Source organism: Corynebacterium aquilae DSM 44791 (assembly GCF_001941445.1).
Lineage (GTDB): Bacteria > Actinomycetota > Actinomycetes > Mycobacteriales > Mycobacteriaceae > Corynebacterium > Corynebacterium aquilae.
Genome location: NZ_CP009245.1, coordinates 165,164 through 189,747, shown reverse-complemented (window position 1 = coordinate 189,747; position 24,584 = coordinate 165,164). Strand labels below are relative to the sequence as shown.

General features: G+C 61.1%; 15 protein-coding genes. 7 read left to right on the top strand and 8 right to left on the bottom strand.

Features of this window, described 5'->3' with window-relative positions; genetic code table 11:
• Positions 1–791: 791 nt before the first annotated feature.
• A complete protein-coding gene (locus CAQU_RS00740; RefSeq protein WP_075724370.1) occupies positions 792–2,348 on the bottom strand; it encodes a catalase in 1,557 nt (518 codons plus the stop codon).
• 447 nt (positions 2,349–2,795) lie between these two features.
• Here CAQU_RS00740 and CAQU_RS00735 point away from each other — a divergent pair, with 447 nt between their 5' ends.
• Positions 2,796–3,356, top strand: a complete 561-nt coding sequence (locus tag CAQU_RS00735; RefSeq protein ID WP_075724368.1) for an RNA polymerase sigma factor — start codon at positions 2,796–2,798, stop codon at positions 3,354–3,356.
• 223 nt (positions 3,357–3,579) lie between these two features.
• On the opposite strand, the gene CAQU_RS00730 is transcribed toward CAQU_RS00735, so the two are convergent.
• The 4 genes from CAQU_RS00730 to CAQU_RS00715 all read right to left on the bottom strand — a co-directional run bounded on the left by CAQU_RS00730 (position 3,580) and on the right by CAQU_RS00715 (position 13,816).
• Positions 3,580–9,087 carry a DUF5979 domain-containing protein gene (locus CAQU_RS00730; RefSeq protein WP_157108836.1) on the bottom strand — a complete coding sequence of 1,836 codons (5,508 nt, stop codon included), beginning with the start codon at positions 9,085–9,087 and terminating at the stop codon, positions 3,580–3,582.
• A 741-nt stretch (positions 9,088–9,828) separates the two neighbouring features.
• On the bottom strand, positions 9,829–10,863 hold the full coding sequence (locus CAQU_RS00725) for an aspartate-semialdehyde dehydrogenase (RefSeq protein ID WP_075724364.1): 1,035 nt from the start codon (positions 10,861–10,863) through the stop codon (positions 9,829–9,831).
• Positions 10,864–11,049: 186 nt separating this feature from the next.
• Positions 11,050–12,312 carry a hypothetical protein gene (locus CAQU_RS00720; RefSeq protein WP_075724362.1) on the bottom strand — a complete coding sequence of 421 codons (1,263 nt, stop codon included), beginning with the start codon at positions 12,310–12,312 and terminating at the stop codon, positions 11,050–11,052.
• Positions 12,313–12,550: 238 nt separating this feature from the next.
• Positions 12,551–13,816, bottom strand: a complete 1,266-nt coding sequence (locus CAQU_RS00715) for an aspartate kinase (protein ID WP_075724360.1) — start codon at positions 13,814–13,816, stop codon at positions 12,551–12,553.
• A 411-nt stretch (positions 13,817–14,227) separates the two neighbouring features.
• On the opposite strand from CAQU_RS00715, the gene CAQU_RS00710 reads away from it, so the two are divergent.
• Positions 14,228–15,070 carry a DMT family transporter gene (locus CAQU_RS00710; protein WP_075724358.1) on the top strand — a complete coding sequence of 281 codons (843 nt, stop codon included), beginning with the start codon at positions 14,228–14,230 and terminating at the stop codon, positions 15,068–15,070.
• Between the two features lie 62 nt (positions 15,071–15,132).
• On the opposite strand, the gene CAQU_RS00705 is transcribed toward CAQU_RS00710, so the two are convergent.
• On the bottom strand, positions 15,133–16,302 hold the full coding sequence (locus CAQU_RS00705) for a hypothetical protein (RefSeq protein ID WP_084562645.1): 1,170 nt from the start codon (positions 16,300–16,302) through the stop codon (positions 15,133–15,135).
• A gap of 574 nt (positions 16,303–16,876) precedes the next feature.
• On the opposite strand from CAQU_RS00705, the gene leuA reads away from it, so the two are divergent.
• The 5 genes from leuA (at position 16,877) to CAQU_RS00680 (ending at position 23,258) form a co-directional block, all read left to right on the top strand.
• Entirely contained in the window at positions 16,877–18,694 is a 1,818-nt protein-coding gene (gene leuA, locus CAQU_RS00700) for a 2-isopropylmalate synthase (protein WP_075724356.1), read from the top strand.
• Between the two features lie 359 nt (positions 18,695–19,053).
• Complete coding sequence (locus CAQU_RS00695) at positions 19,054–19,830, top strand: LppP/LprE family lipoprotein (RefSeq protein WP_169836013.1); 777 nt, start codon at positions 19,054–19,056, stop codon at positions 19,828–19,830.
• A gap of 51 nt (positions 19,831–19,881) precedes the next feature.
• Positions 19,882–21,138 carry a hypothetical protein gene (locus tag CAQU_RS00690; RefSeq protein WP_075724352.1) on the top strand — a complete coding sequence of 419 codons (1,257 nt, stop codon included), beginning with the start codon at positions 19,882–19,884 and terminating at the stop codon, positions 21,136–21,138.
• A gap of 3 nt (positions 21,139–21,141) precedes the next feature.
• Positions 21,142–22,524: a MurT ligase domain-containing protein gene (locus CAQU_RS00685; protein WP_084562641.1), complete on the top strand. Its 1,383-nt coding sequence runs from the start codon at positions 21,142–21,144 to the stop codon at positions 22,522–22,524.
• The gene (locus CAQU_RS00680) at positions 22,524–23,258 is read left to right on the top strand and encodes a type 1 glutamine amidotransferase (RefSeq protein ID WP_075724350.1); all 735 of its coding nucleotides are present in this window, start codon (positions 22,524–22,526) and stop codon (positions 23,256–23,258) included. Before CAQU_RS00685 ends, CAQU_RS00680 begins: the two co-directional genes overlap by 1 nt.
• A 72-nt stretch (positions 23,259–23,330) precedes the next feature.
• Here CAQU_RS00680 and recR read toward each other — a convergent pair whose 3' ends face one another.
• Together recR and CAQU_RS00670 are read right to left on the bottom strand one after the other, a co-directional pair.
• Positions 23,331–23,987, bottom strand: a complete 657-nt coding sequence (gene recR / locus CAQU_RS00675) for a recombination mediator RecR (protein WP_075724348.1) — start codon at positions 23,985–23,987, stop codon at positions 23,331–23,333.
• Positions 23,988–24,146: 159 nt separating this feature from the next.
• Positions 24,147–24,470, bottom strand: a complete 324-nt coding sequence (locus tag CAQU_RS00670; protein ID WP_075724346.1) for a YbaB/EbfC family nucleoid-associated protein — start codon at positions 24,468–24,470, stop codon at positions 24,147–24,149.
• Positions 24,471–24,584: the final 114 nt, after the last annotated feature.

Sequence of the window (24,584 nt, the reverse complement as noted above, 5' to 3'; positions counted from 1 at the left end):
AAAAACATAAGAATTTGCTTTACCGCACGTCGATACGGGAGGGGGTATTGATATTCCCTATTCCGCCAATGGTGCCCGTTCGGACATTCACCCCTTTCACCAACCCCATACGGGGGTGATTCTTGATGGTCTTGACAGGCTTCCAAGGCTGCACAAGACCTGTAAAGAGTGCCCACATCTGCCCGTTTACTGCGTTTTTTGTGACTGGTATCCCATCTAGCTGGGAAAAATTAATTCATCACGTATACCCGCCCGGGGTATTTTGGCGATTTTTAACATGCACGAAATGCCGTTCATCGCCTGCAGCAGTTCCCAGGTAGAGGCGCTTTTCACCGTTCGGCGGTGGACAGGACCCCTAGCTCCTGACACCTTGCACGCACGCGTCGTATTCTGCGCCGATTTGAGATCTCTTCTTAGAGTCTCAGCATGTTCTCATCTCAACTGGCACCCCTTCCCGGCGTCTCTCCCCGATCCCCGGGGGTCGCGGGTTCGGGTTTTCCTGAGCCTCGGCAGGAGCCGCACTGAGTTCACGGAAAGGCGCTAGCGCGCTGGGTTGGTACACAGGCTGCGGGAGTGAAGGTGCGTCGGGCGTGACGGGTGTGCCGGGTCGGTGATGCCGCCGTGCAGAGCCCGGAGCTTTTCCACACCGATTCGCTTCTTCTTGGTGCCTGCAGTGGGTAAGGGTTTTTGTCCTGGCATGGCAAAAGCCCTAGGCGTCCACGTGGTGTGGATGCCTAGGGCTTTGGGTTGCCTGATGGCGCCGGGGTGGCGCTCATCTTTGGGGTTGATACTTACTTGGCTGCGGTGAACAGTTCCTTGACGCGTGCGCCGAGGTTTTCGTCAACGTTGCTCCAGTAGGTGTAGCACTGCTGCTCGACCTGTGCGGAAACGCCAGCCATGGCGCGGGCGATGTTGCCGGCGAGACGCTCGCGCTCCTCGTCGTTGAGGACCTCGCGCACCAGGGTGCCGGCCTGACCGAAGTCGTCGTCCTCGGAGTGCTGCACGTAAGCGCCGCGGGTGAAGTCGGTGCCGTGGGTGTCCCACAGGCCGAGGTCGCCAGCCACACCAAGGGTGACGCCGGAACCGGAGTTGCTGTTATCGTCCTGCACACCGTTGTCGCGACCGTAGCCGTTCGGGGAGTAGACGCGCTGGGAGGGTGCCTGGAAGTCGTAGGTCATGGCGCCATCCTGGGCGTAGGAGTTCACCGGGCAGATGGGGCGGTTCACCGGCAGCTGATCGGCGTTGGCGCCGATGCGGTAGCGGTGAGCATCTGCGTAGGCGAAGCCACGGGCGATGAGCATCTTGTCCGGGGAGAAACCGATGCCGCGCACCAGGTTGGAGGGAGCAAAAGCTGCCTGCTCGATCTGGGCGAAGAAGTTCTCCGGGTTGCGGTTCAGGGTGAAGTGACCGACGTGGATGAGCGGGTAGTCCTTGTGGGACCAGGTCTTGGTCAGGTCGAAGGGGTTGAAGCGGTAGTCTTCAGCCTCGGCGACCGGCATGATCTGAACCTTGACGTCCCAGGTCGGGAAGTCGCCGCGCTCGATGGCGTTGTACAGATCCTCGCGGGCGTGGTCGGCGTTCTTGCCGGCCATCTCCTCGGCCTCAGCGTCGGTGAGGAACTTCCAGCCCTGGCGGGTCTTGAAGTGGTACTTCACCCAGAAACGCTCGCCAGCTTCGTTCATCCACTGGTAGGTGTGGGAGCCGAAGCCGTCCATGTGGCGGAAGTCGGCCGGGATACCGCGGTCACCCATCAGGTAGGTCACCTGGTGGGAGGACTCAGGGGTGCGGGTCCAGAAGTCCCACTGCATATCAGCGTCACGCAGGCCGGTGCCGGGCATACGCTTCTGGGAGTGGATGAAGTCGGGGAACTTGATGCCATCGCGGATGAAGAACACCGGGGTGTTGTTGCCGACGATGTCGTAGTTACCTTCGGTGGTGTAGAACTTCAGGCTGAAGCCACGGACGTCGCGCCATGCGTCCGGGGAGCCCTGCTCACCGGCGACGGTGGAGAAACGTGCCACCATCGGGGTGACGGTGTCTTTCTGGAACAGTGCCGCGCAGGTGTAGGCAGAAACGTCCTCGGTGACGGTCAGCTCACCGAAGGCGCCGGAGCCCTTGGCGTGGACGACGCGCTCCGGGACGCGCTCACGGTTGAAGTGAGCCAGCTTCTCGATGAGGTGGAAGTCGTGCAGTGCAACGCTGCCCTGCTGACCGGTGGTGATGGAGTGGTTCTCGCTGGCGATCGGAGCACCATTAAGGCCGGTGCTTGCGCCGTGGGCGACGGGGCAACGACCTGCTGCGACGATGTCGTCGACAGTGATGTCTTTAGCGTCCTTGGAGTGAGTCATGTTTTTCTCTTCCCTTCTGTTCGAGAAAAAGCCGATGGGCGTCGGGTGAATGTTTTAATCCAGTCAGTCTCGTGCGTGACACAAGCGGATGAAGAAGACGAAAGCAATGAAGCGCCGCATCGCGGGGGCTGGTCCGCGGTGCAAGTCTTACCCGACTTAGGTTTTTGCCTATCGACTGGCGGATGATTCATAGCGTACACCATGAAAGGCAAACCCGCAAAATAGATTATTTTTATTTGTAGAAAACCTATTTTTGCTGCTTATGGCAAGGTTTACCTCTATCCGCCACCTTAGTGACATTCACTTCCGACCGCCACGACAGGACAAAACCGCAGCACAGCACCCTCCCCCACCCCGCACAGCACCCTCCCCCACCCCGCACAGCACCGCCACCAGCCATAACCCAGCACCAAAAACCTGTCCCGTGCCTGCTAGAATGCTAAAACTATGAGCCACCATTCCGAAGAGCATGACGCACACGTCACCGCTCTGGCACTGCGCGCAGGTCGCGGTGACAAAGAAGCCCTGACCGAATTCATTCGGTTGACCCAGGGCGATGTGTGGCGACTCCTGGCCCATCTGGGCGGCGCGGAAATCGCCGACGATCTCACCCAGGAGACTTATTTGCGCGTCATGGGCGCCCTGCCACGATTCGCAGCCCGCAGCTCCGCGCGCACCTGGATTCTCTCGCTCGCCCGCCGAGTGTGGGTGGACAACATCCGCCACGACATGGCGCGCCCCCGCAAGTCCGGCACCGAGGTCGAAACCATTTCGACCTCCACTCCGGGCAGTTTCACCGATTGGGTGGACGCCCAACTATTGCTCGACGATCTGGACCCAGACCGCCGGGAGGCCCTCATCCTGACTCAGGTGCTGGGCTACACCTACGACGAGGCAGCCAAAATCGCCGGCGTACGCGTCGGCACGATCCGCTCCCGAGTAGCCCGGGCGCGCGCCGACCTCATCGGCGCCCAACAAGCCGGAAACACCGGCCGCAAACAAGCCTAGGCAGCTCCCTCAGACATCTCGCCTGCACACCCCGGCTCTCCCCACCGCGCGGTTGGCACGCAACGCTTACAGCCACTTCCCCTTCTTGCGAGGTGGCTGTAATTTTTTTGCCATCTACAGATGAAACCCCGGGCCTGCACGGGAATCACAGGACCGGGGTGTTCATCGCATCACCGAGCGAGTTGGCTACTCGGCGAAGTCTATGGGGTGCACGCCTTCAATGTTAGGCGCGTGAGCGTCGCACTGCAGGAGTGCGGTAGGCCATCACCAGGCTCATCATAATCAGCAGGGAGGCTCCCGCCGCAAGAGTCCAGTGGCCGATGCCACCAGCCTTGGGCAGTTCACCCAGGCGAGTATCGAAGACGCTGACGCTGGTGAGCTTAATGCGGTAGCTGTCTCCCAGCACCGACTTCTCATCCTCGCTGGGGGCCAAGAACTTTCCAGAGCCCTTATCCCAGACCTCGATGCCGTCCGCGGTGAGGCGGAACTTCATCGACTCAGGCAGCAGCTGGTAAGCCTCCTTCTCGTTGTAAGGAGCCCTAGTCTCCTTCAACCAGTAGACCTTGTTGAACTGCAGCGGGCCGGACTTGAATCCAACAGCCTCCTCAGCCGGGGCGGCCTCATCGACGACATTGCCGTCGACAACCTGCTTCGGTGCCAGCACCATGGCGGTACCGGTATCGGGGGAGCCGTTGTTATCCGGGTAGATAGTGAACTCGGCACCCGGAAGCTTCATGCTGCCGTCGAGGTTGAACTTGATGACATCGATGGTGCCCTCGCCCGGCTTCACCGGAACACAGGCATCGTTGTCGTCCTTACCGCCGGTCTCACCAGGCAGATCCACCCGGTTGAAGAAACCCTTACCCGGGGTACCGGTCTCAGAGGTTTCACACTCGCCGGCAATCTTCTTCTGCTCCTCAGTGATATCGGACTCCGGGGAGGCCACCACACGGAAGAAGTAGTAGTGGTTCATGCCGGGCTCAAGCTCCTTGACAAGGGCCTTTCGCGAACCGCAGTACACGTCGGTGGCTTGCTGCGCACACTGCTCAGCATCCTCGGTGATGGTCACGACACCATCCTTGGGCACCACGCTGGTGAACTTCTCATCAGCAGGAACATTGGGATCTTCGCTGTCAGCCATCAGCACCGCAGACGCCTTGTAGCCATCCGGAATCGTGAGCTTATCGGTGAACTTCGGGCGCTTCTGAGCCTGCTGGCCGGTGTTGCTCAAATCGATGCGGTAGTTGATGGTGACATTGCCATCCTCATCGGGATTGACCTCGGTGCCGGTACCACCAGCAGGGCCGTAGCCGCTCGGGTACTTGCTGTCGGTGGTCGCCGGAGACTTCTTGATGTCCCAGCCTGGCTTGTTCACCGGGATACAGACCTCGTTGTCCTCGGTCGGCTCCTTCGGGTCGCTAGGCAAAGTAACCGTATTCAGGAAGCCCTTGCCCTCGGTAAAGCCACCCTCGGAGGCTTCACACTCGGCAACCTTCTTCCACTGTTCAGCGGAAGCGTCCTCCGGACCACGGGCAACGACCTTGACGTAAATGAACGTCGAGGCTCCGGGCTCCAAGGCATCGGTACGGGGGCAGAAACCGTCGGCGGGCTTCTCACTTGCCGCGCACTCAGCACCAGAGTGGATTACCAGGAGATTGTCCGCGCCCACGGAGATGTCCTGGCCTTCGCCGGCGGGCACCTTGGTGCCGTTATCACCGGCGGAGCCCTGCTGGACGAGGACCTTTTCGACGGTGAAGCCCTCAGGGATGCCCAGGGTGTCTTCGACCTTCGGGGTCTGGCCAGCGGCCTTACCGGTGTTGCTGATGGTCACGCGGTAATTGGTGACGACGCGACCATTTTCATCGGCGATGACCGGGGCACCAGCGGTGCCGTCGGCGTTGAAGCCGCCCTCGCTGTTGGCAGCGGCCTTCTTGATCTCCCACTTCGGGTGCTCAATCGGGACACACACCTCGTTGTCGTTCACCGGATCGCCGGGGAACTTCGGCAGCTTGACGCTGTTGACCAGAGTCTTGCCGGGGGTGAAGGTGTTTCCACTCTTTTCACATTCGCCCAGGTTGTCCCAAACGGTCTGCTTATCGAGCGGCGCCTTAACCGTCACCGTTACGTAAACGTAGTGGTGGCCATCGGCAGGCAACTTGGTGACCTGCGGGCAGAATCCGGCACCAGTGTCGGAATTCTGCTCACATGCCTCGCCACTGTTGATGATGAGCTTGCCATCCTGCAACGCGATTGCCTTGCCCAGATCTTCAGGCTTGGTCGACTGAGCGCTATCGGTGACTTTCACATCCACCAATTCGAAACCTTCGGGGATCGAAGGAACATCCTCAACCTCGGGGGTCTTCTGCTCATTGTTCGACGTGTTGTGCACATCCAGGCGGTAGGTGGTGGTCACCTCACCCTTGGCGTTCGGCTTGACTGCCGAGCCGGCAGTGCCCGGCTCGTTGAAGCCATTGTCGCCTTCGGCAGACTTGGAGATCTCCCAGGAGGGGAACTCCACCGGCACACAGGCGTCATTATCATCGGTCGGCTCGTCGGAACCGGGCAGACGAACGGCGTTGAACAGACCCTTACCCGGGGTGCCGTCGCCGGAGTTTTCACATTCGCCGGCGTTGACCTTCTGCTCCTTATTGGCCTTATCCGCGCGGGCAGTGACCTTCAGGTAGTAGTAGAAGCTCTTGCCCGGCTGAGTGCTCTGCGGGCTGTAGGTAGGTCGGCACCAGCGCGGCGCGTCGTCACCGTCGCGGTAGCTCGCATCCGGATCCACAATGTAGGGGCACTTTGCGGGATCTTCAGAGATGTAGAAGTCCAGCAAATTCGGGTTATCCGGGTTCTTCATCAACCGTTCGAGATCGAGGTTGTAGTAGTTACCCGAGTTTGGCTCCGGCTTGGGCAGCGGGCTGTAGGCGAGCTCCGCCTTGGTCAGGGTGAAGCCTTCGGGCAGAGTGAAGGTCTCACGAATGTCGGCGTTGCGGGCAGCAACCAGCGACTTATTGGTGACCTCAATGCGGTACTCGGCGGTGATGTTTCCGCTGTCGTCCGGAAGCACGGTCGCACCGGTGGTACCGGCGGGTGCCCACTCACCGTTTTCGCCACGCGCCTGCTTAGCGCTCTTCCATTCAGTCGAAGGAGTCACGGGCACACAGGCTCGGTTGTCCTGCTCCGGGATCGGAGTGGAGGTCATGTCCTCATCGACCAGCTCGACGCGGTTGAAGATACCGCCACCGGAGCGGGTGTGGCGCATACCGTTGGTCACGCGATCCACGCAGGCTTCCAGCTGATCCTTGTGGATGTCGTACTGGGTTTCGCCGCTTTCGGAGGTGGTGGTGTCCGCCTTGAGCGGGATGGTGATTTCGAACAGCTGGCTTCCACGAGCCGGGAAGTTCTCAATTCCAGAAGTGATCTGGAAACCGTTGGCGAGCTGGTCCTTCGTGGCAGTCTGCTTGAAGTTTTGGATGTCGCTCACGCGGGGAGCATTGTTACCGGGCAGCGCCTCGATGGTGGCGGTCTTGTTGCCGTCCCACACCATGCCGCTAGGCACCGTGAAGTAGTCGGTCAAGGCCCCGGAGGTACCGATGCGGTCGGAACCGTTGGTGACGCGCAGCCAGTACTTGACGGCTACTTCACCGTTACCGTTGATGACTTGGGTTTCACCAATGTGCGGGTTGTTCTGACCAGCGGGGTCCTTGTAAGCGAACTTCTGCACGTAGAAGTTTGCTGCATCGTAGTTGTTGATCACCTTCACGGCGATCTCGCTGCCTTCACGCACGGTGAATTCAGCTACCTTGCCGAGGTTGCGTTCCCGAACTTCACGGGTGACCACGCCATAGCCGCCGTAGGAGACGAAGCCATTGACGTTGTCAGGCAGCTCATCGAAAGCAGTTGGCTTCTCGTACAGCCAACACTTAGAGCCGGCGGGAACAGTGTCGATATTGCGCGACTCATTAGCGCCAACGCCCTGAAGTTCACCTTCGTAGTCGGGGTTGTCAATTGCGCCAACCTGCCCGTCCTTCCAACATGCATAACCCATGTCGAAGGTGCGGTCTTTAATCCCGGGAAGATCCTTGCCGGAGCCCTTCAAAATCTTGGAAACGGAGAAGCTGCCGGTGCGGGCGGTGTAGTTGCGCACCGTACAGGTGATCGCACCGTAGTCCTGAGTACTGGTCACCAGGGAGAAACCGTTGGTGACGTTTTCTACCGGAACTGGCTTACGAGTCACCCGACCGTAGTTATCGGTGACGTTTTGCCAACACTCAGCATTTTTTCCGTTGTCCACAGGGAAGATGCTGTAGCCGGGCTGCTGGGTCTCAGCGACGACGATCTTGTTGCCCTTGGAGGTCTCCCAGGACACGAAACCATTGTTGTTGGTGCGCTTAGCGTCCGAATCGGTGGGAAGAACTGCCGGGCCGGACGGAGTGAACTCCCAGTTGACGCCGCGGGACTCGGTCTCACCAAATTCGTTCACGATGAGCTTACGCACAGAGACCGTAGGGTTACAGGTCTCAGAAGCAGCCTTCACCAGCGCTTCCTCGAGCTCGCTGTAGTTACGAATGGTGAGCACAGCATCGTCGGAGGAAACACTCGACAGCATGTCGCGGGCAGTGGTCGAATCGTAAACTGCGTTTCTCCGGGAGGTAGTACCGAAGCTCCCGAGGTAACCACCCCAACTGGTCTGGTCAATGTAGGCGTAGCCATCGCGATTTAGAAGGGGAGCCGTGGCGAAGCCATCGCGCAGCAATTCAATTTCACGCGGCATGCCCACACCAATCGGCACAATGCGGGCGCCCTGGTCCTTCAGCTTATTTGCGGCTTCCATTGCCTTGTAGACATCGGTGTAGTTAGCGTCCAGGCCACCGGCGATGGTGTTGGTGAATGCCGGGCGCCTACCTTGCGAGACCGTTGGGCCGTTGAACCGGTAATCACGCACTGCAGCCGAAGCGGGGTCGGTGGCGGTGGGGCGACCATCGGTGATGAAGAAGACGACGTCGTAATCCACTCCGGAGTTGCGCACCTCATTCAGCGCGCCTTCCCAGTTGGTACCGCCGTTGAAGTTCTGGTTGGAGTAGTAGCGACCGATGTTGTCGATCGCGGTGTTGACCAACCTCACGCCAGCTGCACTATCGATCGGAGCGTCGACCACTGGGCGCCCGTTCACGGTGGCGGTGTATGCGTTCGTCGCAAAAGAAAACAGACCGACAGAGGATGCGGTGCCTTCGAGGGCGGACACCAGCGATTTCGCGGCTCGCTGTGCCTGAGCCTGTTCCCGACTATCCAGGGATGCAGAAACGTCGAAGACCATACCGATCTTCAGGCCACAGGCCCGCGGCAGCGGCGGGTTGGGGGATTTTGGTGGAAGTTCAAACTCCGGTGATGGCGGGAAGTCGATGCTCTGAATGCCGAGCATTCCACCTTCTTCGGGATCTTCCCCTTCGACCGCGACGCCGTCTTCATCGACGACGACCTCTTCCGGCGCCATCTCAACGGTGGCGACCTCCGCCTCGGGTTCAGCAGTGTCCGCAGAGGGCTGCGCGTCCTCCTCGGCCGGCTGCGTCTCGGTGACGACCTCGGTCTCAGTGACTACGGCTTCGACGGCGGTTTCTTCTGCCAGCGCTACTGGGCCCCCGCCGACACCAAAGAGTGCGGCGACGGATAGCAAGGCTGCAGCGGCGCGCGCGGTGCGGGCCACTGGGCTACTGCTTCGGGTGTGTTTCACGTTTCTCCCCTCCCACTTTGCGTGGAAGACCCTATAACTGTGGTCAGTTTTCTAGTTGCCTAAAGGGTAGGGGAGCTGCTACATGTCAACAACTAGGACATGAATATATTTTCCATACCAACACATTTATGCTGGTCACAGATTCACAAAGAAAATACCCCCACCCCCATAGGGGGGTGCATTCCCTGTGACACACTTGGGTAGATTAAAGCCTTTTCTAAGGTTTCACAGACAACATTTAGAGGGAAACTTGGACTCAAAACCTCCAAAATCCACTCACCCAGCACATCGCCTGGCCAATCTTAAACATAAATGCACTGGTTAAATACTCCTTTTTAAGTCCCGTCCCTGACCGGGCCGGCGCCGTCACTAAAACATGAGCCTTCTATCATGTGCAAAATATTGCCTAGGTGGAGTGTTTGAACCTTGATTTTCCCTGTGCAGCACCCCTAAAGCTAACTTTTAGCCCTAAAAAACTTCTTACTGCAGCTAACTTTGTTAAGTCGCCTAATGCCTATTATTTACCCAAAAACCTATTAACACTTCTTCTACTTGCGCATGCCGGGAAGCCCTCCCCTCCCCTACTCCCCAAACCCACGCCCTCTTTTCTTACCCCGCACCAGTCGGCGCACAGAAGCTTAGATTCAAGCCTCCATTGACAAAAGCTTCCCCTCGCCACAGCGGAAAAAGTGGCGAGGGGAAGCTTCGGAGGTTTCAAGCCGGCATAAGCCAGCTTCTGGCCTACTTAACGAGTAGCTCTGCGATCTGGATGGTGTTCAGCGCAGCACCCTTACGCAGGTTGTCGCCAGAGACCACGAGAACCAGGCCCTTGTTGTCATCGACAGACTGATCCTGGCGGATACGGCCAACGAGGGAAGGATCGGTTCCAACGGCATCCAGCGGAGTCGGAACGTCAACGACGCGCACCCCCTCAGCCTTTTCAAGGATGGCCACGGCCTCATCCGGGGTGATTGCCTTGTCAAACTCGGCGTGGATGGTCAGGGTGTGTCCGGTGAACACGGGAACGCGCACGCAGGTACCCGCAACCTTCAGCTCAGGCACGCCAAGAATCTTGCGGGATTCGTTGCGCAGCTTCTGCTCCTCATCGGTCTCCAAGGAACCGTCGTCGACGAGAGAACCAGCCATCGGCAGGGCGTTGAAAGCGATGGGCTTGACGTAGGGACCGAGATCGCTGTTATCCAGCTGCCCGCCCACGTGCGCCATATCGGTGGCCTTGTCGCCAACTTCCTGAATCTGACGGTAGAGGGTTTCTACGCCTGCGAGACCAGATCCAGACACGGCCTGGTAGGAGGAGACGTGGAGACGCACCAGGCCGGCTGCGTCGTGCAGCGGCTTGAGCACCGGCATGGCGGCCATGGTGGTGCAGTTAGGGTTCGCGACGATGCCCTTAGGAATGTTGCGCAGGGCTTCCGGGTTTACCTCAGACACGACGAGGGGAACCTCGTCGTCCTTGCGCCATGCGGAGGAGTTATCCACCACGGTCGCGCCCGCAGCAGCAAACAGCGGGGCATATTCGCGGGATGCGGCGCCACCAGCGGAGAAGACAGCAATGTCGATCCCCTTGAGGCTTTCCTCGGTCTGCTTGGTGACGTCCTCAACGGTGATCTGCTCACCGCGGAAATCCAGGGTGGTGCCGGCGCTACGCGGGGAGGCGAAGAATCGGACGGTGTCAGCCGGGAAGTTACGCTCGACGAGAATGTCGCGCATCACGCGGCCGACCTGGCCGGTTGCGCCGACAACTGCAATGGTGGTCATGGCGAAGAAATGCCTTTCCTTGCGGATTTAGTGCTTTTTCTAGAGCATACCTGCGCAACAGTGCTGCTTTTGCTTCAGGTATCCCTTCCGAAAGTGGCTGCAGGTGGGATACAGCCGGCTGCGGAGTGTGCGGGCAGAGTTCTGCCCCACCTGCTCACAAAGAGCTGGCGGGGCAGTCGGCTTAAATTAGCGAGGCAGTAGGCCAGCGCTGTGCAGCCACTGACCCAGCAGGGCCAGCAAGCCACCGACGGTGAGCAGGGAGAGCAGGAAGCGCAGCGGAGACTTCTCGTCCTTCAGCGCAGTACTTCCCTGTTCCTGCGGGGCTTTAGCTTGCGGGGTGGCCGTCACGGTCACGGTGGTGGTTTGGGTTTCACCAGCGGCACTCGGAGCAGGCTTCGGCGCCGGAGCGCCCTGCACGACAGTGACGGTGGTGGTGACAACCTTCTGGGGCTGAGCCGGGGTCTCCGGCTTGCTTGCCACTGGCCTCTCCGGCTGAGTGGGCTCCGCGGGCGCTGCCGGAGTTTCAGGCTGCGCAGGCTTTGCCGGCTGGGTAGGCTCCGCGGGCACTGCCGGAGCTTCAGGCTTCGCCGGCTGGGTAGGCTCTGCGGGGGCTGCCGGGGGTTTCGGCGCGGAGGTATCCGGGAATTTCAGCTCGAGGGCCACCTTGTTGAGTCCACCTTCGGCCAGGGCAACACCGGCGGGGAAGCTGTCCATCTTCAGCGGATCGGCCTTGGTGACGGTGAGGGTGCGGGCAAACTCAGGAGTCTGATTTTCGGCGAAGGACATCTTCATAAAAGCCTCTTCGACACCGTAATCAATGACCTGGTAGGCGCTGTATTCAGGGTTTTTAAAGCCCGGCTCGCCCATTTCTTTCACCAGGTCGTTGAGTCGGCCACCGCCATCGGCAAAAAGCTTGGTGCGGTCGGTGAGACTCTTCGGCACCTGGTTGGATCCCTCGGAGTCGAATTCGTCCTTTAGCGCCTGGTTACCCTCGCGACCGCGCTGCAGGATCTTGGCGGCTTGCTCGGTGGTGCTTTTATCGATGCCCACGTTATCGATGTCCAAGCCGCGGGCTTCTGCGTCACCTTCTACTGCCATGATTGCTAGGGAAAGACGTGCCTTTGCCAGGTAGCACTGGCGCTCAGACAGCTCGGCGGCTGCGCGCTGCTGCTCAGTGGCGTTGAAGTAGTCGGCGTATTTCTGCTCAAAGGCGCCGGAGTGGTAGGCGTGGCGCAGGGCGGAGACCTGCAGCAGGCGGTTCATGTGGGGTTGGTAGGCTGCTGCATCCTCGGCGGGCTTGACGAAGAACATGCCTTCGCGCACGGCAACGTCAGTGCTGGCAGCGTTGGCGACCGGCAGGGTCGGGGCGACGGTGATAATGCCGGCGGTGGCCAGTGCGGCGGCGGCGATGGTGCCTGCGAGTCGGCTGCGCATCGGGGTGTGGTTCATGTGTTTCTCCAACGGTGAAGCTGTGCTGTACCCAGGCGGCACTATGGTTTGGCTTGCCTGGCTTAGATGGACATTTGTCATCCTAAGCAGAAAGCAAGCCTAGGTTCACCTATGTTTTCACCCCCTTACCCCCCACCCTGCAACTATGCGCTGCAAGGAATGCGAAAACCGCCCCGCACCTTATTGCATAGCAAAGGTGTGGGGCGGTCGGAGAAACTGCGAGGAAAGACCCGGAAAGTTAGCGGCCGGTTCCCGCGTACACGGTGGCTTCCTCGTCGCCACCAAGCTCGAAAGCTTCGTGAATTGCCTTGGTGGCAACCTTCACGTCAGCCTCGCGCAGCAGCACGGAGATGCGGATCTCGGAGGTGGAGATCAGCTCGATGTTCACGCCAACATCGCGCAGCGCTTCGCAGAACACGGCGGTCACACCGGGGTGGGACTTCATGCCGGCACCCACCAGGGAGACCTTGCCGATCTGATCGTCGTACAGCAGGTTCTCGCACACGCCTTCCGCCTGGAGGCGCTTGAGCAGCTCCATGGCACGGGGGCCATCGGCGCGGGGGCAGGTGAAGGTGATGTCGGTGCGGTTGTCCTCCAGGGAGGACACGTTTTGCAGCACCATGTCGATGTTGATCTCGTTATCGGCGAGAACTCGGAACACCTTGGCGGCCTCGCCGGGGGTGTCAGGGATGCCAAGGATGGTGACCTTGGCTTCGGAGGTGTCGGTGGCGACACCGGTCAGCGTTGCTTCTTCCACGGGGATATCCTCCATTGAGCCGGCCACCAGGGTGCCGGGATCGTTGCTATAAGACGAGCGAACTCGGATCGGAACATTAAAAGCGCGAGCGTATTCCACGCTGCGGAGCACCAGGATCTTGGAGCCGACGGCAGCAAGCTCCAGCATCTCCTCAAACGACAGCTTTTCCAGCTTCTTCGCATTGGGGACGATGCGCGGGTCGGCGGTGTACACACCGTCGACGTCGGAGTAGATCTCACACACGTCGGCATTCAATGCCGCCGCCAAAGCCACCGCGGTGGTGTCGGAGCCACCGCGACCGAGGGTGGTCACGTCACGGCTTTCACGGTTCACGCCCTGGAAACCAGCAACGAGGCAAATCTTGCCTTCGTCGAGGGCTTCCCGAACACGTTCCGGGGTGACGTCAACAATGCGGGCATTGCCGTGACGTTCCGTGGTGATCACACCAGCCTGGGAACCAGTGAAGGACTGCGCCTTGGCGCCATAGGACTCAATCGCCATCGCAACCAGCGCGTTGGAGATACGCTCACCGGCGGTCAGCAGCATGTCCATCTCGCGGGCGGGCGGAATCGGGTTGACGGCGGCCGCCAAATCCAGCAGCTCGTCGGTGGTGTCGCCCATAGCGGAGCACACCACAACGACATCGTGGCCTTTCTTCTTGGTGGCGACAATGCGTTCCGCGACGCTGCGGATTCGTTCGGGGCTTTCCAGAGAGGAACCGCCGTATTTCTGCACAACTAGGGCCACTGTGGGTAAGCCTTCTTTCTTCGCGTGCCTGATATCAACGAGGAAAACCCACCACACTGCGCCACCAAAAGCCCAGGAATAATCCCCAGACCACCCGGCGCGCCCCTGGGAGCTCACCTGGCGCTGGCGCGAAGCTTGTTCCTCTAGCCCTTGTGGGCGTGTGGTGGTTTTCGCGCCATTTTTTGGTGCTGCATATGCGGTGTTTTATCAGTCGCTATCGTAGCCTACCGAGCGACCGGTTTTAGTGTTTAGCCCCACCCCCGCACCGTGTGGTCCTGTTGTTGCCGTGCTGGGGGGCTGGCTGTGCGGTTGGGCGTGTCGGTGGTGTGGAATGTGAGTTTCTAAGCATTTTCAGCCGTTAGGGCCGGTTCTTTCGCGCGTTCAACACGTTTGTCTATTACCGTGGTGCGGGTGCATTCCAACTTCCTTGCTGCTGCTTTCGCATTCGCCTCCGCAATGACTATTGCGTGGGGCACTGTGGTGCGGCATCGCATTGCTGAGGAGGCTCCTGATGATGGGCATCAGGCGTTTTTGTCGGCTATTCGTCGGCCTTTGTGGTGGGCTGGCACCTCGACGGCTTTGATTGCTTATGGGCTGCAGATTGTGGCGCTTGGTTTCGGCACCTTGTTGGTGGTGCAGCCGGTGTTGGTGTTGAAGTTGATGTTGACGTTGCCGATGTCTGCCCGGTGGGATGGGCGTCGTATTTCTCGTCAGGAGATGCTGTGGGCGACGATTTTGACGGTTGCGGTGGGCGTGTTGGTGATGTTGGGTAAGCCTTCTCCTGGTTTGGCGCAGCCTCCGTTGAGTCGGTGGATTCCGTCTTTGGCGGTTGGGGTGGTTGCTCTTGCGGTGTTGATTAAGTACGCCTCTAATCAGATTCCGCGTGAGAAGTCGTTGTTGTTGGGTATTGCTACTGGCGCTTTGTTTGGTTATGTTGCGGTGCTTTCTAAGGCGACGGTTGATATTTTTGTGCACTTTGGTTGGTGGGGTTTGGCTACGAACTGGGAGCCTGTCACTTTGGTGTTGGCGGCGACGCTTGGCACGGTGATTCAGCAATATGCTTTTAATGCGGGGGCGTTGCGTAATTGTTTGCCGGCGATGACGATTTCTGAGCCGATTGTGGCGTTTACCCTTGGTTATCTGGTTTTGGGTGAGAAGTTCCAGGTGCAGGGGGCTGGTTGGTTTGCGATGGCTGCGGCGTTGGTTGCGATGATTGCTGGCACGGTGGTGTTGTCGCGCAAGGGTATTGCTTAGTCGCGGGCTTGGTTGTGCGGCCTGTGTGCAGGCTTTGTGGGTGGTTTTTGGGGGTGTGGGGTTTAGATGGCCCAGGGGAAGACGGTGAGGAAGTAGGCGCTCATCCATGCACCGAAGGCAACATATGCGGTGGCGATGGCGACTTGTGCGGGCCTGCTGCGTTTGTGGGTGATCTCGCCTACGAGGGGGATGAGCAGGAGGTAGGCGGGTAGCAGGAGGCGGGGTCGGGAGTGCATGATGCCGTCGGAGAGCAGCATGTTGGCGGCTACGGCGGCGCCGAATAGCCAGATTTCTACTGGTAGGGTTGCCCGTTTCACGCTGGGCCAGGTGGCGGGGACGGCGATGGCGGCGGCGATGATGATGACGGCGGAGAGGTAGTAGCCGATGATGGAGGTGTTGTCGAAGGATACGCGGGCTAAAAAGCGTAGGGTGGCGGCGCCGAAGTCGAAGTAGGAGTGCCAGCCTTGGCGTTGGATGGTGAAGTAGCCTCCGGCGTTAGCTAGGTGGTGGTTGGCGTAGGCGAGGTAGCTGGCGATGCCGACTGGGGAGATGGCGACGGCACCCCAGGCGCGCCAGAGGTTTTGGCCGCGGGTGAAGGTGGTGTAGAGGGCGATGAGGACGAGGACCGCGACGAGGTCGACTGCGGTGAGGCGTACCAGCCCGGCAAGCATGGTCAAGGCGCCGGCGGTGAGCCATTTTCGGTCGATGATGGCGACGAGTGCCCAGGTGGATAGCGCCATGAACAGTGCTTCTGAGTAGGGCATGATCATGGTGATTGCGAGCGGGGCGCCTAGTAGTAGTATTCCTGCCCCGATTTGGCCGGTGCGGCCGAGTCCGCTGCGGGCGGCGAGGGTCATTATCCCTAGGCAGGCTACGAAGGAGAGGATTTGGCTGATGGTTGTGCCGAGGGTGAGGTAGTCGGCGCCGCTGATGGTGTGCAGTGCGCGCAGTAGTGCGGGGAAGGCGGGAAAGAAGGCCAGTGCACGTTCGTGGGGTGGGCCTTCGATGGGGGGTTGGGTGGGGTGAAAGTAGCCGCCTTCGGCGATGCCCATGTAGAACTTGGCGTCCCATTCGGCAAGTGCTGCGTTGATGCTTTTGCCGGTGCGGTGGCTAAATAGTGCCAGCACCCCCAGTTTGATGGCGCCTATGAGGGCTGTGATGAGAAAGGCGTCGACGGCCCGGGTGCGTGTCGGCATCGATTCTTTGGTGGGGGTGTTGGTGCGGGCGGGCATGGTTGTGCACTTTAGGCGGTGTGGCGTTTTTTCGCTGGGAGGCGGCACCGCGCACCCCACACACCCCCATTTTTGGGATACCCATTCCACCCTATGGGCAATTGTGGTGTAAGCTACACACCATGTTGATGCAACACCTCCTCCGGCGACTACTCGCCGGGCAAGACCTTCGTCGCCGCGGCGGGACTCCAACCTTCTAGGTTTTCCTAGAAGCTCCTCACTCCAGCCCCACCCGAGAAAACCTCTTTTCTCGTGGCCGGCCCCCGTCGCGGTTAAGCGCCCCGGCGCGCTGTGTGCGCGCCCCGTGTGGCGCAGGTGTTGCCGGCCAAACCTTTTCCCCTTTCACCGGGCGTGCCCCGTGCGCCGTGCGGTTTCCTTTTCTTGTTTTCGCCGTATTCCACCCCCGTTCGCGGGTGAATGGGGGCGGATGTGCTGCGGGTGGTCTTGTCAGCGACCAAGATGTTTCAGGGAACCGTGGTGGCTGTCGTTGGTGCGGGCGTGGAGGTTTTGTTTTGTGCCTTGTTGTATCCCTCAAGCGCGGCCGCGCTGTTGTTTTTTCTAAGGATTTTTTCTCATGACCAGCCCTGATACTTTTTTCTCCGCTCCGGCTTCCATCACTACTCCTCGTGGCCCTCGTGCCGAGGGGCAGGCGGCGTGGAATCAGCAGCGTAATTCTTCGATGCCGGTGAATCGTTACCAGCCGTTTTTTGAGGAGGTTGAGAAGATCAGCCTGCCGGATCGCACCTGGCCGGATAAGACGATCACCCGTGCCCCGCAGTGGTGTGCGGTGGATCTGCGCGATGGTAACCAGGCGTTGATTGATCCGATGTCCCCGGAGCGTAAGCGCCGCATGTTCGACCTGCTGGTGGATATGGGCTACAAGGAGATCGAGGTTGGTTTCCCGTCGGCGTCGCAGACCGATTTCGATTTCGTGCGCCACATTATTGAGGAAAATCGCATTCCGGACGATGTGACCATTCAGGTGTTGGTGCAGGCGCGTGAGCATTTGATTCGCCGTACTTTTGAGGCCTGCCAGGGCGCGAAGAATGTGATTGTTCACTTCTACAATTCGACGTCGATTCTGCAGCGCAGGGTGGTGTTCCGCAAGGATCGTGAGGCCGTGAAGAAGCTGGCGACCGATGCTGCGGAGTTGATCAAGGAGATCGCGAAGGATTATCCGGAGACGAATTGGCGGTGGGAGTATTCGCCGGAGTCCTACACCGGCACCGAGTTGGAGTACGCCAAGGAGGTGTGCGACGCGGTGGTTGAGGTGATGGATCCGTCGCCGGAGAATCCGATCATCATCAACTTGCCGTCGACGGTGGAGATGATCACCCCGAATGTGTACGCGGATTCCATTGAGTGGATGAGCCGCAATCTGAACCGCCGCGATTCGATCATTTTGTCGCTGCACCCCCACAACGACCGGGGTACTGGTGTGGCGGCCGCGGAGTTGGGCTACATGGCCGGCGCGGACCGTATCGAGGGCTGCCTGTTCGGCAATGGTGAGCGCACCGGCAATGTGTGCCTGGTGACCTTGGGCCTGAACATGCTGACCCAGGGGGTGGATCCGCAGATTGATTTCTCCGATATTGATTACATTCGCCGCACGGTGGAGTACTGCAACCAGCTGCGGGTCCCGGAGCGTCATCCCTATGGTGGCGACTTGGTTTTCACCGCGTTTTCCGGCTCGCACCAGGATGCGGTCAACAAGGGCCTGGATGCGATGGCGGCGAAGGTGTCTCCGGGTGCGACCCACAGTGCGGTGCCCGCGGAGGCAATGCGCAAAGAGCAGTGGGAGGTTCCGTACCTGCCGATCGACCCGAAGGATGTGGGACGTTCCTACGAGGCTGTGATTCGGGTGAATTCCCAGTCCGGCAAGGGTGGTGTCGCCTACATCATGAAGACGGATCATGGCCTGGATTTGCCGCGCCCGATGCAGGTGGAGTTCTCCTCTGTGGTGCAGGCCGTCACCGATGCTGAAGGTGGCGAGGTCGAGTCGAAGCAGATGTGGGACATTTTCGCTGTGGAGTATCTGAACCACACCTCCCCGGTGGAGCAGATCGCCATTCGGGTGGATGCTGCGCAGACGGAAAATGATCACGCGACGGTGACTGCCAGCCTGATTGTGGGCGGGGAGGAAAAGCAGGTCACTGGCCAGGGCAATGGCCCGTTGGCGGCGTATGCGAACGCGCTGGAGTCTTTGGGCATTGATGTGGAGATCCAGGAGTACATTCAGCACGCCCGGACCGCTGGCGATGATGCTGAGGCTGCGGCCTACATTCTGGCTGAGGTCAATGGCGCAAAGAGCTGGGGTGTGGGTATCGCCGGTTCGATTACCTACGCGTCCTTGAAGGCTGTCACCAGCTCCATCAACCGCGCGTTGAGCTAGCGTTGTCGTGGCCGGGCGTGCGCTTGGCCGGGTTGCGCTGGTACGTGCAGCATGTTGTGCAGCTCGTTGTGGGCTGTGGGCTGTGGGCTGTGCATTGTCGCCCCGTTCGCGCCACTGCGGTGGTGCGGGCGGGGCGTTGTGCGTTGCTGCTTGCGCATTGCGTGTGGGTGGTGGGTGGTGGGGAAACGCTGTGCGCGGATCGCGGGGTGGGCTTTGGCGGGCAGGGGTGGGGTTTTCTTCGGCTGGTCTGGACCGGGTGGCTGTGTTGCCGTTTCCTTTTCGCGGAAAAGAAACTAGGGTTTGTCGGTATGTATAGGGGCAAAGCTTTATGCGCGCGTATTAAGGAGTGTTGTTCTCCCGTGCCGCCACGGCCGTGGCGTCACGCTGCGCGCGCCGCGGTGGGGGCGATCGCCGTGGGGGGCGTGTGCCTGGTGTCCGCGTGCGGTGCATCTTCTCCCGCCCCGTCGCTGACGGCCCGCGAACCGGCGCCTTCCTCGGCGGGTAAAACGGTGCGCACCATTGAGCCCCTATCGGATGACCAGTCGCATGGGCAGTGCGATCCAATGCTGCCGAATCCTTTGCTCAAAGAGTCCTCGGTGCCGGTACTGTCGCCGAAAGCTATCGGGCCCGCGGTGTTTAGCTACCGGATTGTTTCTGACGAGTTCGATCCGTGCAGCCCACTGAGTTGGGTGGTGTTGGGCGGCCATGCGGTCAGCAAGGGCCAGGATGGGAAAGCTATTGCCGACACCGACCGCGAAGGGGTGGTGTGGTTCCGTTATGGCACCCCGGTCAATGATCCGCACCCGATTTTGCTGCCCCGGGTGGGTGGGGTCACCCGGCTGGATAATCACTCGGCGAGGGTGACGTATTTCGTGACAGACGAGGACCCGGAAGCCGCCACCACCAGCGAGGCCCCGGATGCTGAAGAAGCAAGCAGTGCGGAAACCCCGACAGCGTCGATGCCGGCCCCGGAAGGTTTCACCGCGGCCGACGTGAAGTTCACGACCGCCTTTGCCCCCGGCGATCGGGTGACGATTGAAAACAATGATTTGCCGCGGCGGGCGAACTATCAGGCAGTCCAGATCGACGTGGGCCAATTTTTGACGGGCACCACCGGGCAGCCTTCCGGCTCCTAGCTTGGGTGCGTCACCGGCTGCGGGTGGGGCGCGATAGGTAGGCTCTAATGCGTGCAGCTTCACTCCCCTTTCACCGTCGTGACCTTGTTGACCACCGGCATCCACCCATCGACCTCCCGGGTGGTGGGTGTCGATGCCTTGCGCTTTGATAGCCACGGCCAACTGATTTCCGACTTTTTCGCGGTGGTCAACCCCGGCGAGGACATCGGGCCAGTGCATCTGCATTCCCTCACCCCGGCCCAGGTGGGGCGGGCCAAGAAGTTCGCCTCGATTCAGTCCGAACTGGCGGAGCTCATCGACGGATCAACGTTGATTGTGCACAACGGCCCGCGCACCTGGGGATTTTTGTGCACTGAGGCGCACCGGGCGGCGGATGCCGCCCGCCACCGGCGGCGGGGCCGCAGGCGGGTGCGCCCCCAGAAGCGTTTCGCCCCAGATACCATCGTGGATACCTTGGCGAGTTTGCGCCGCCAAGGAATCGAACTGAGCGACACCCGCATTGCCGGCTGCGCCCGCAGCCTAGGCCTGGATGTGGACCCGACCGCATCTGCCGCCCGCGCCGAACAGTCCGCGCAACAACTCGCGCGAGCCAACACGTGGATGGTGTGGTGGCTGTTTCGGCGGGCAACCGCAAAACTCGACCCGGAACATCCTTTCGCCGGCACCGAAGCGGTGCCCACCCCCCAAGGCATGCAGCTGCTGCCCGCAGCAGCGCCCGCCCCACCTGCGCCGAAACAAGCCCCGGCCGCACCGCCCGCACACCGGATGCCAACCCCCGCAGACCTGGCAGCGCAGGCAGTCAAACCCCAGCAGCCAGTGTTTGTGGCGCCCGCCCCCGAAGCGAACCCCCACCAAGCCACACACCCCGTGTCACAGGTGCCGCACCCGGGCGGCATCCTAGGCCCCGGCACCTTATCCATCCGGCACCCCAACGATTTAAGCCGCGACAAGTTCGGATTGCAGCGCACCACCCGCCGGGTGAAAGCCGCCACCGCCAGGCGCCGCTTCGACAACCCCGGCATCTTCGACGGCCAGCTGGTGCAGGGAATGGAGATCGTGATCGCCCCCGAAATCACCGTTGATCCCAACGATGTGGTGGCGGCGATCATGGACAACGGGATGGCCTACTCGGAGAAACTATCCCGCCAAACCTCCCTGGTGGTGTGCAACGTCACCGACCCGGACAAACTGCAGGGCAAAGCCATGCACGGGGACCGCAAAGGGATCCCGCGGGTCAGTGACGTGGAGTTTTTGCAGTTAGCTCGTAATGTTGCGCCCGGGAGGGAAGCGACAGCCACTACACTGTAAAAAATGTTCGACGTTGCACAGCGCGCGGTGAAAGCCGCGCAACAAGCCGCAAAGAAGGCGGGTGATTTCGGCGCACGCGTGCTGCCGGAACCTGCACAACAGGGCCTGAAAAAGGCCCGCACCCAAGTGGCGGTCAGCGCCGCGCAGGCCGCGACGTTCGCCTCCCAAAAAACCGGCCGCGGAGCCGGCGGCATGATCGGCGGCCTGGTGGCCGGCCTGATTGACCCATCCCTGATGGAAAACCTCGCCGGATCCCGCCCCACCATGATCATCACCGGCACCAACGGCAAATCCACCACCACCCGCATGGCGGCCGCCGCGGTGCGCACAAAATACTCCGTGTGCACCAACACCGGCGGCGACAACATGGACGCCGGCATTATCTCCGCGCTGCTCGCCGGGCGGTCTGCCTCCCACATCGTGCTGGAAGTCGACGAGTTGCACGTCCCCAACGCCGCCGACAAACTCGACGCCAGCGTCCTAGTGCTGCTGAACCTGTCGCGCGACCAGCTCGACCGCGTCGGCGAAATCAACATGATTGAACGCCGCCTGCGCGCCGCCGTCGCCACCCGCCCCACCATGACCATCATCGCCAACTGCGACGACGTCATGGTCACCTCGGTCGCCTACGACCACCCCAACGTCGTGTGGGTATCCGCCGGCGCCGGCTGGGTCGGCGACTCCACCTCCTGCCCCCGCACCGAATCCCACATCGTGCGCGACGGCGACGACTGGTACGCCACCAAAAAACTCGCCGACGGCCGCGAATTCCGCCGCCCCACCCCCGACTACACCGTCGACGAACGCGGACTCATCCGCCACACAGACGGCCACGTATGGCCCTTCGAGCTGAAACTGCCCGGCCGCGCCAACCGCGGCAACGCGGCACAAGCCATCGCCGCAGCCATCACCATGGGCATCGTCCCCGACGACGCCGTCCACGCCGTATCCGAGGTCGACTCCGTCGCCGGACGCTACTCCACCGTCGAATACAAAGGCCGCCGCGTGCACCTCCTGCTCGCCAAAAACCCGGCCGGCTGGCAAGAAGCCCTCTCCATGGTCGACCGCAGCGCCGATGGGCTCGTCATCGCCGTCAACGGCCAAGTCGCCGACGGCGAAGACCTCTCCTGGCTGTGGGACGTCCGCTTCGAAGACTTCGACAACCTCGACGTCGTCGCCGCCGGCGAACGCGGCACCGACCTCGGAGTGCGCCTCACCTACGCGGACATCACCCACACCCTCGTCCACGACACCCTCGCCGCCATCGAAGCCTGCCCCGCGGGACGCGTCGAAGTGCTCGCCAACTACACCGCCTTCCGCGACCTGAAAAAAGCGCTCGCACGCGCCACCACCACCGACGACCAGACCACCCCGGAGGAGAAATAATGCTGCGCATCGGACTGGTCCTGCCCGACGTGCTCGGCACCTACGGCGACGACGGCAACGCGCTAGTGCTTCGCCAACGCGCCCGCATGCGCGGCATGGATGCCGAGATCATCCGCATCACCTACGGCAACGCCGTGCCGGATGACCTCGACGTCTACACCCTCGGCGGCGGCGAAGACACCGCCCAAATCCTGGCCACCGCCCACCTCGCCAAAGACGGCGGACTCAACCGCGCCGCCGACAACGGGCGCCCCATCCTGGCGATCTGCGCCGGCCTGCAAGTCCTCGGCCACACCTTCCGCGCCGGCGGCCGGACCATCGACGGTCTCGGCCTGATCGACGCCACCACCGGCGGGCTCAACAAGCGCGCCATCGGTGAAGTCGCCACCACCCCGGTCGCAGCCAAAGATTGGGCAGGACAACTCACCAGCCCGCTGACCGGCTTCGAAAACCACATGGGCTCCACCATCCTCGGGCCCGATGCTCGCCCCCTGGGCACCAAAACCCGCGGCATCGGCAACACGGATGACCCCGCCCACGCCGGCGCGGAAGGCGCCGTCCAAGGCAGCGTCATCGCCACCTACATGCACGGCCCCGCACTCGCCCGCAACCCCCAACTAGCCGACCTGCTGCTGGCACAGGCGCTGGGTAAAAAGCTCTCCGATCTAGAACCGCTAGAGATCGCCGAAGTCTCCAAGCTGCGCAGCGAACGCCTCGGCAAAAACGCCGACTAAGACTAAGCAGCCCAGAACGCACAAGCCTCCCTCGCCCCACAGTTCGTGGACGAGGGAGGCTGTTTGCTGCGCCTACAGCGTCAGGCGTCCCGCCAGCGCGCGCGACAAGGTGAGCTCGTCGACGAACTCCAAATCGCCGCCCAAGGGCATACCAGAAGCCAAACGGGACACCACCAGGCCCGGAAAATCCTTCAACAGGCGCGACAGATAGGACGCCGTCGCCTCCCCTTCGGTGTTCGGGTCAGTCGCGATGATCACCTCACTGATGGTGGGGGTTTCCGCGTACTGGCGACTATCCGGGGTGGAATCAGCCAACTCCTTATCCGGCAACACCCCACCGATGCGCTGCAAAAGGGTCGAAATCGTCAGATTCTTCGGCCCCACACCGTTGAGCGGATCGAGAGCCCCGCCCAGCACGTGGTAGCGGCCGGTGTACTCGCCGGTGCGCTCAATGACCTGAATATCCTTCGGCTCTTCCACCACACAAATAGTGGTCTTGTCGCGGCCCGAATCCGCGCACACGCGACAGACCTCGTCGCGGGAGATGTTGCAACAAATCCGGCAAAACGCCACCCCGCCTTTGACCGCACCCAGCGCACGGATCAGCCGATCGATGTCTTCTTCCTCCACGGTCAGCAGGTGGAAGGCAATACGCTGGGCAGACTTCGGCCCGACGCCAGGCAGGCGGGAGAACTCATCAATGAGGTCTTGAACTGGCCCTTCAAACACGGCCGGGCTCCTTTGCAATAAAAGTGGTGGGGACAGTCGCTGAACATGACAACAGTCGGGCACCGCCACGCACCACAGTGATGCGGGGCGTGCGCCCGACTGGAAAGTTTCGCGCCACCCCGCCTAAAGGCATTCGGTGGCGACGCAACAGGGGTCTTCTTAGAAGATGTTGCCCAGCGGATCGTTCAGGCCAGCAGACAGCGGGCCCATGGTCTCCTCGGCGAAGGCGCCGATCTTCTTGTGGGCGTCTGCGAAAGCGCCGGCGACGAGATCCTGCAGGGTCTCAACGTCCTCGGGGTCAACGACCTGCGGGTCGATGCTGACGTCGGTGACGGAGCCATTGCCCTGCATGGTGATCTTGACCAGACCATTGCCGGCCTCACCGGTCATGGTGGTGTCCAGGATGGCCTGCTGTGCTTCCTGGAACTTGGCCTGCATCTCCTGGGCCTGGGCGAGGATCTGGTTCATATCGGGCTGAGTCATGGAGTGTCAGACACCTTTCATGATGTTTCTCGTCGGGGTGTAACCCCCGGCGAGGTAGTGATTCGTTCTGCCCACCCACTGTAGTCAATGTGAGACCGTCGTGGGCGAGTTGGT

Coding starts and splice junctions, on each gene's coding strand:
- CAQU_RS00720 (WP_075724362.1), bottom strand. CDS start 12,312: ATGAACCACACCCCGATGCGCAGCCGACTCGCAGGCACCATCGCCGCC.
- CAQU_RS00735 (WP_075724368.1), top strand. CDS start 2,796: ATGAGCCACCATTCCGAAGAGCATGACGCACACGTCACCGCTCTGGCA.
- CAQU_RS00725 (WP_075724364.1), bottom strand. CDS start 10,863: ATGACCACCATTGCAGTTGTCGGCGCAACCGGCCAGGTCGGCCGCGTG.
- CAQU_RS00685 (WP_084562641.1), top strand. CDS start 21,142: ATGTTCGACGTTGCACAGCGCGCGGTGAAAGCCGCGCAACAAGCCGCA.
- CAQU_RS00680 (WP_075724350.1), top strand. CDS start 22,524: ATGCTGCGCATCGGACTGGTCCTGCCCGACGTGCTCGGCACCTACGGC.
- leuA (WP_075724356.1), top strand. CDS start 16,877: ATGACCAGCCCTGATACTTTTTTCTCCGCTCCGGCTTCCATCACTACT.
- CAQU_RS00740 (WP_075724370.1), bottom strand. CDS start 2,348: ATGACTCACTCCAAGGACGCTAAAGACATCACTGTCGACGACATCGTC.
- CAQU_RS00705 (WP_084562645.1), bottom strand. CDS start 16,302: ATGCCCGCCCGCACCAACACCCCCACCAAAGAATCGATGCCGACACGC.
- CAQU_RS00670 (WP_075724346.1), bottom strand. CDS start 24,470: ATGACTCAGCCCGATATGAACCAGATCCTCGCCCAGGCCCAGGAGATG.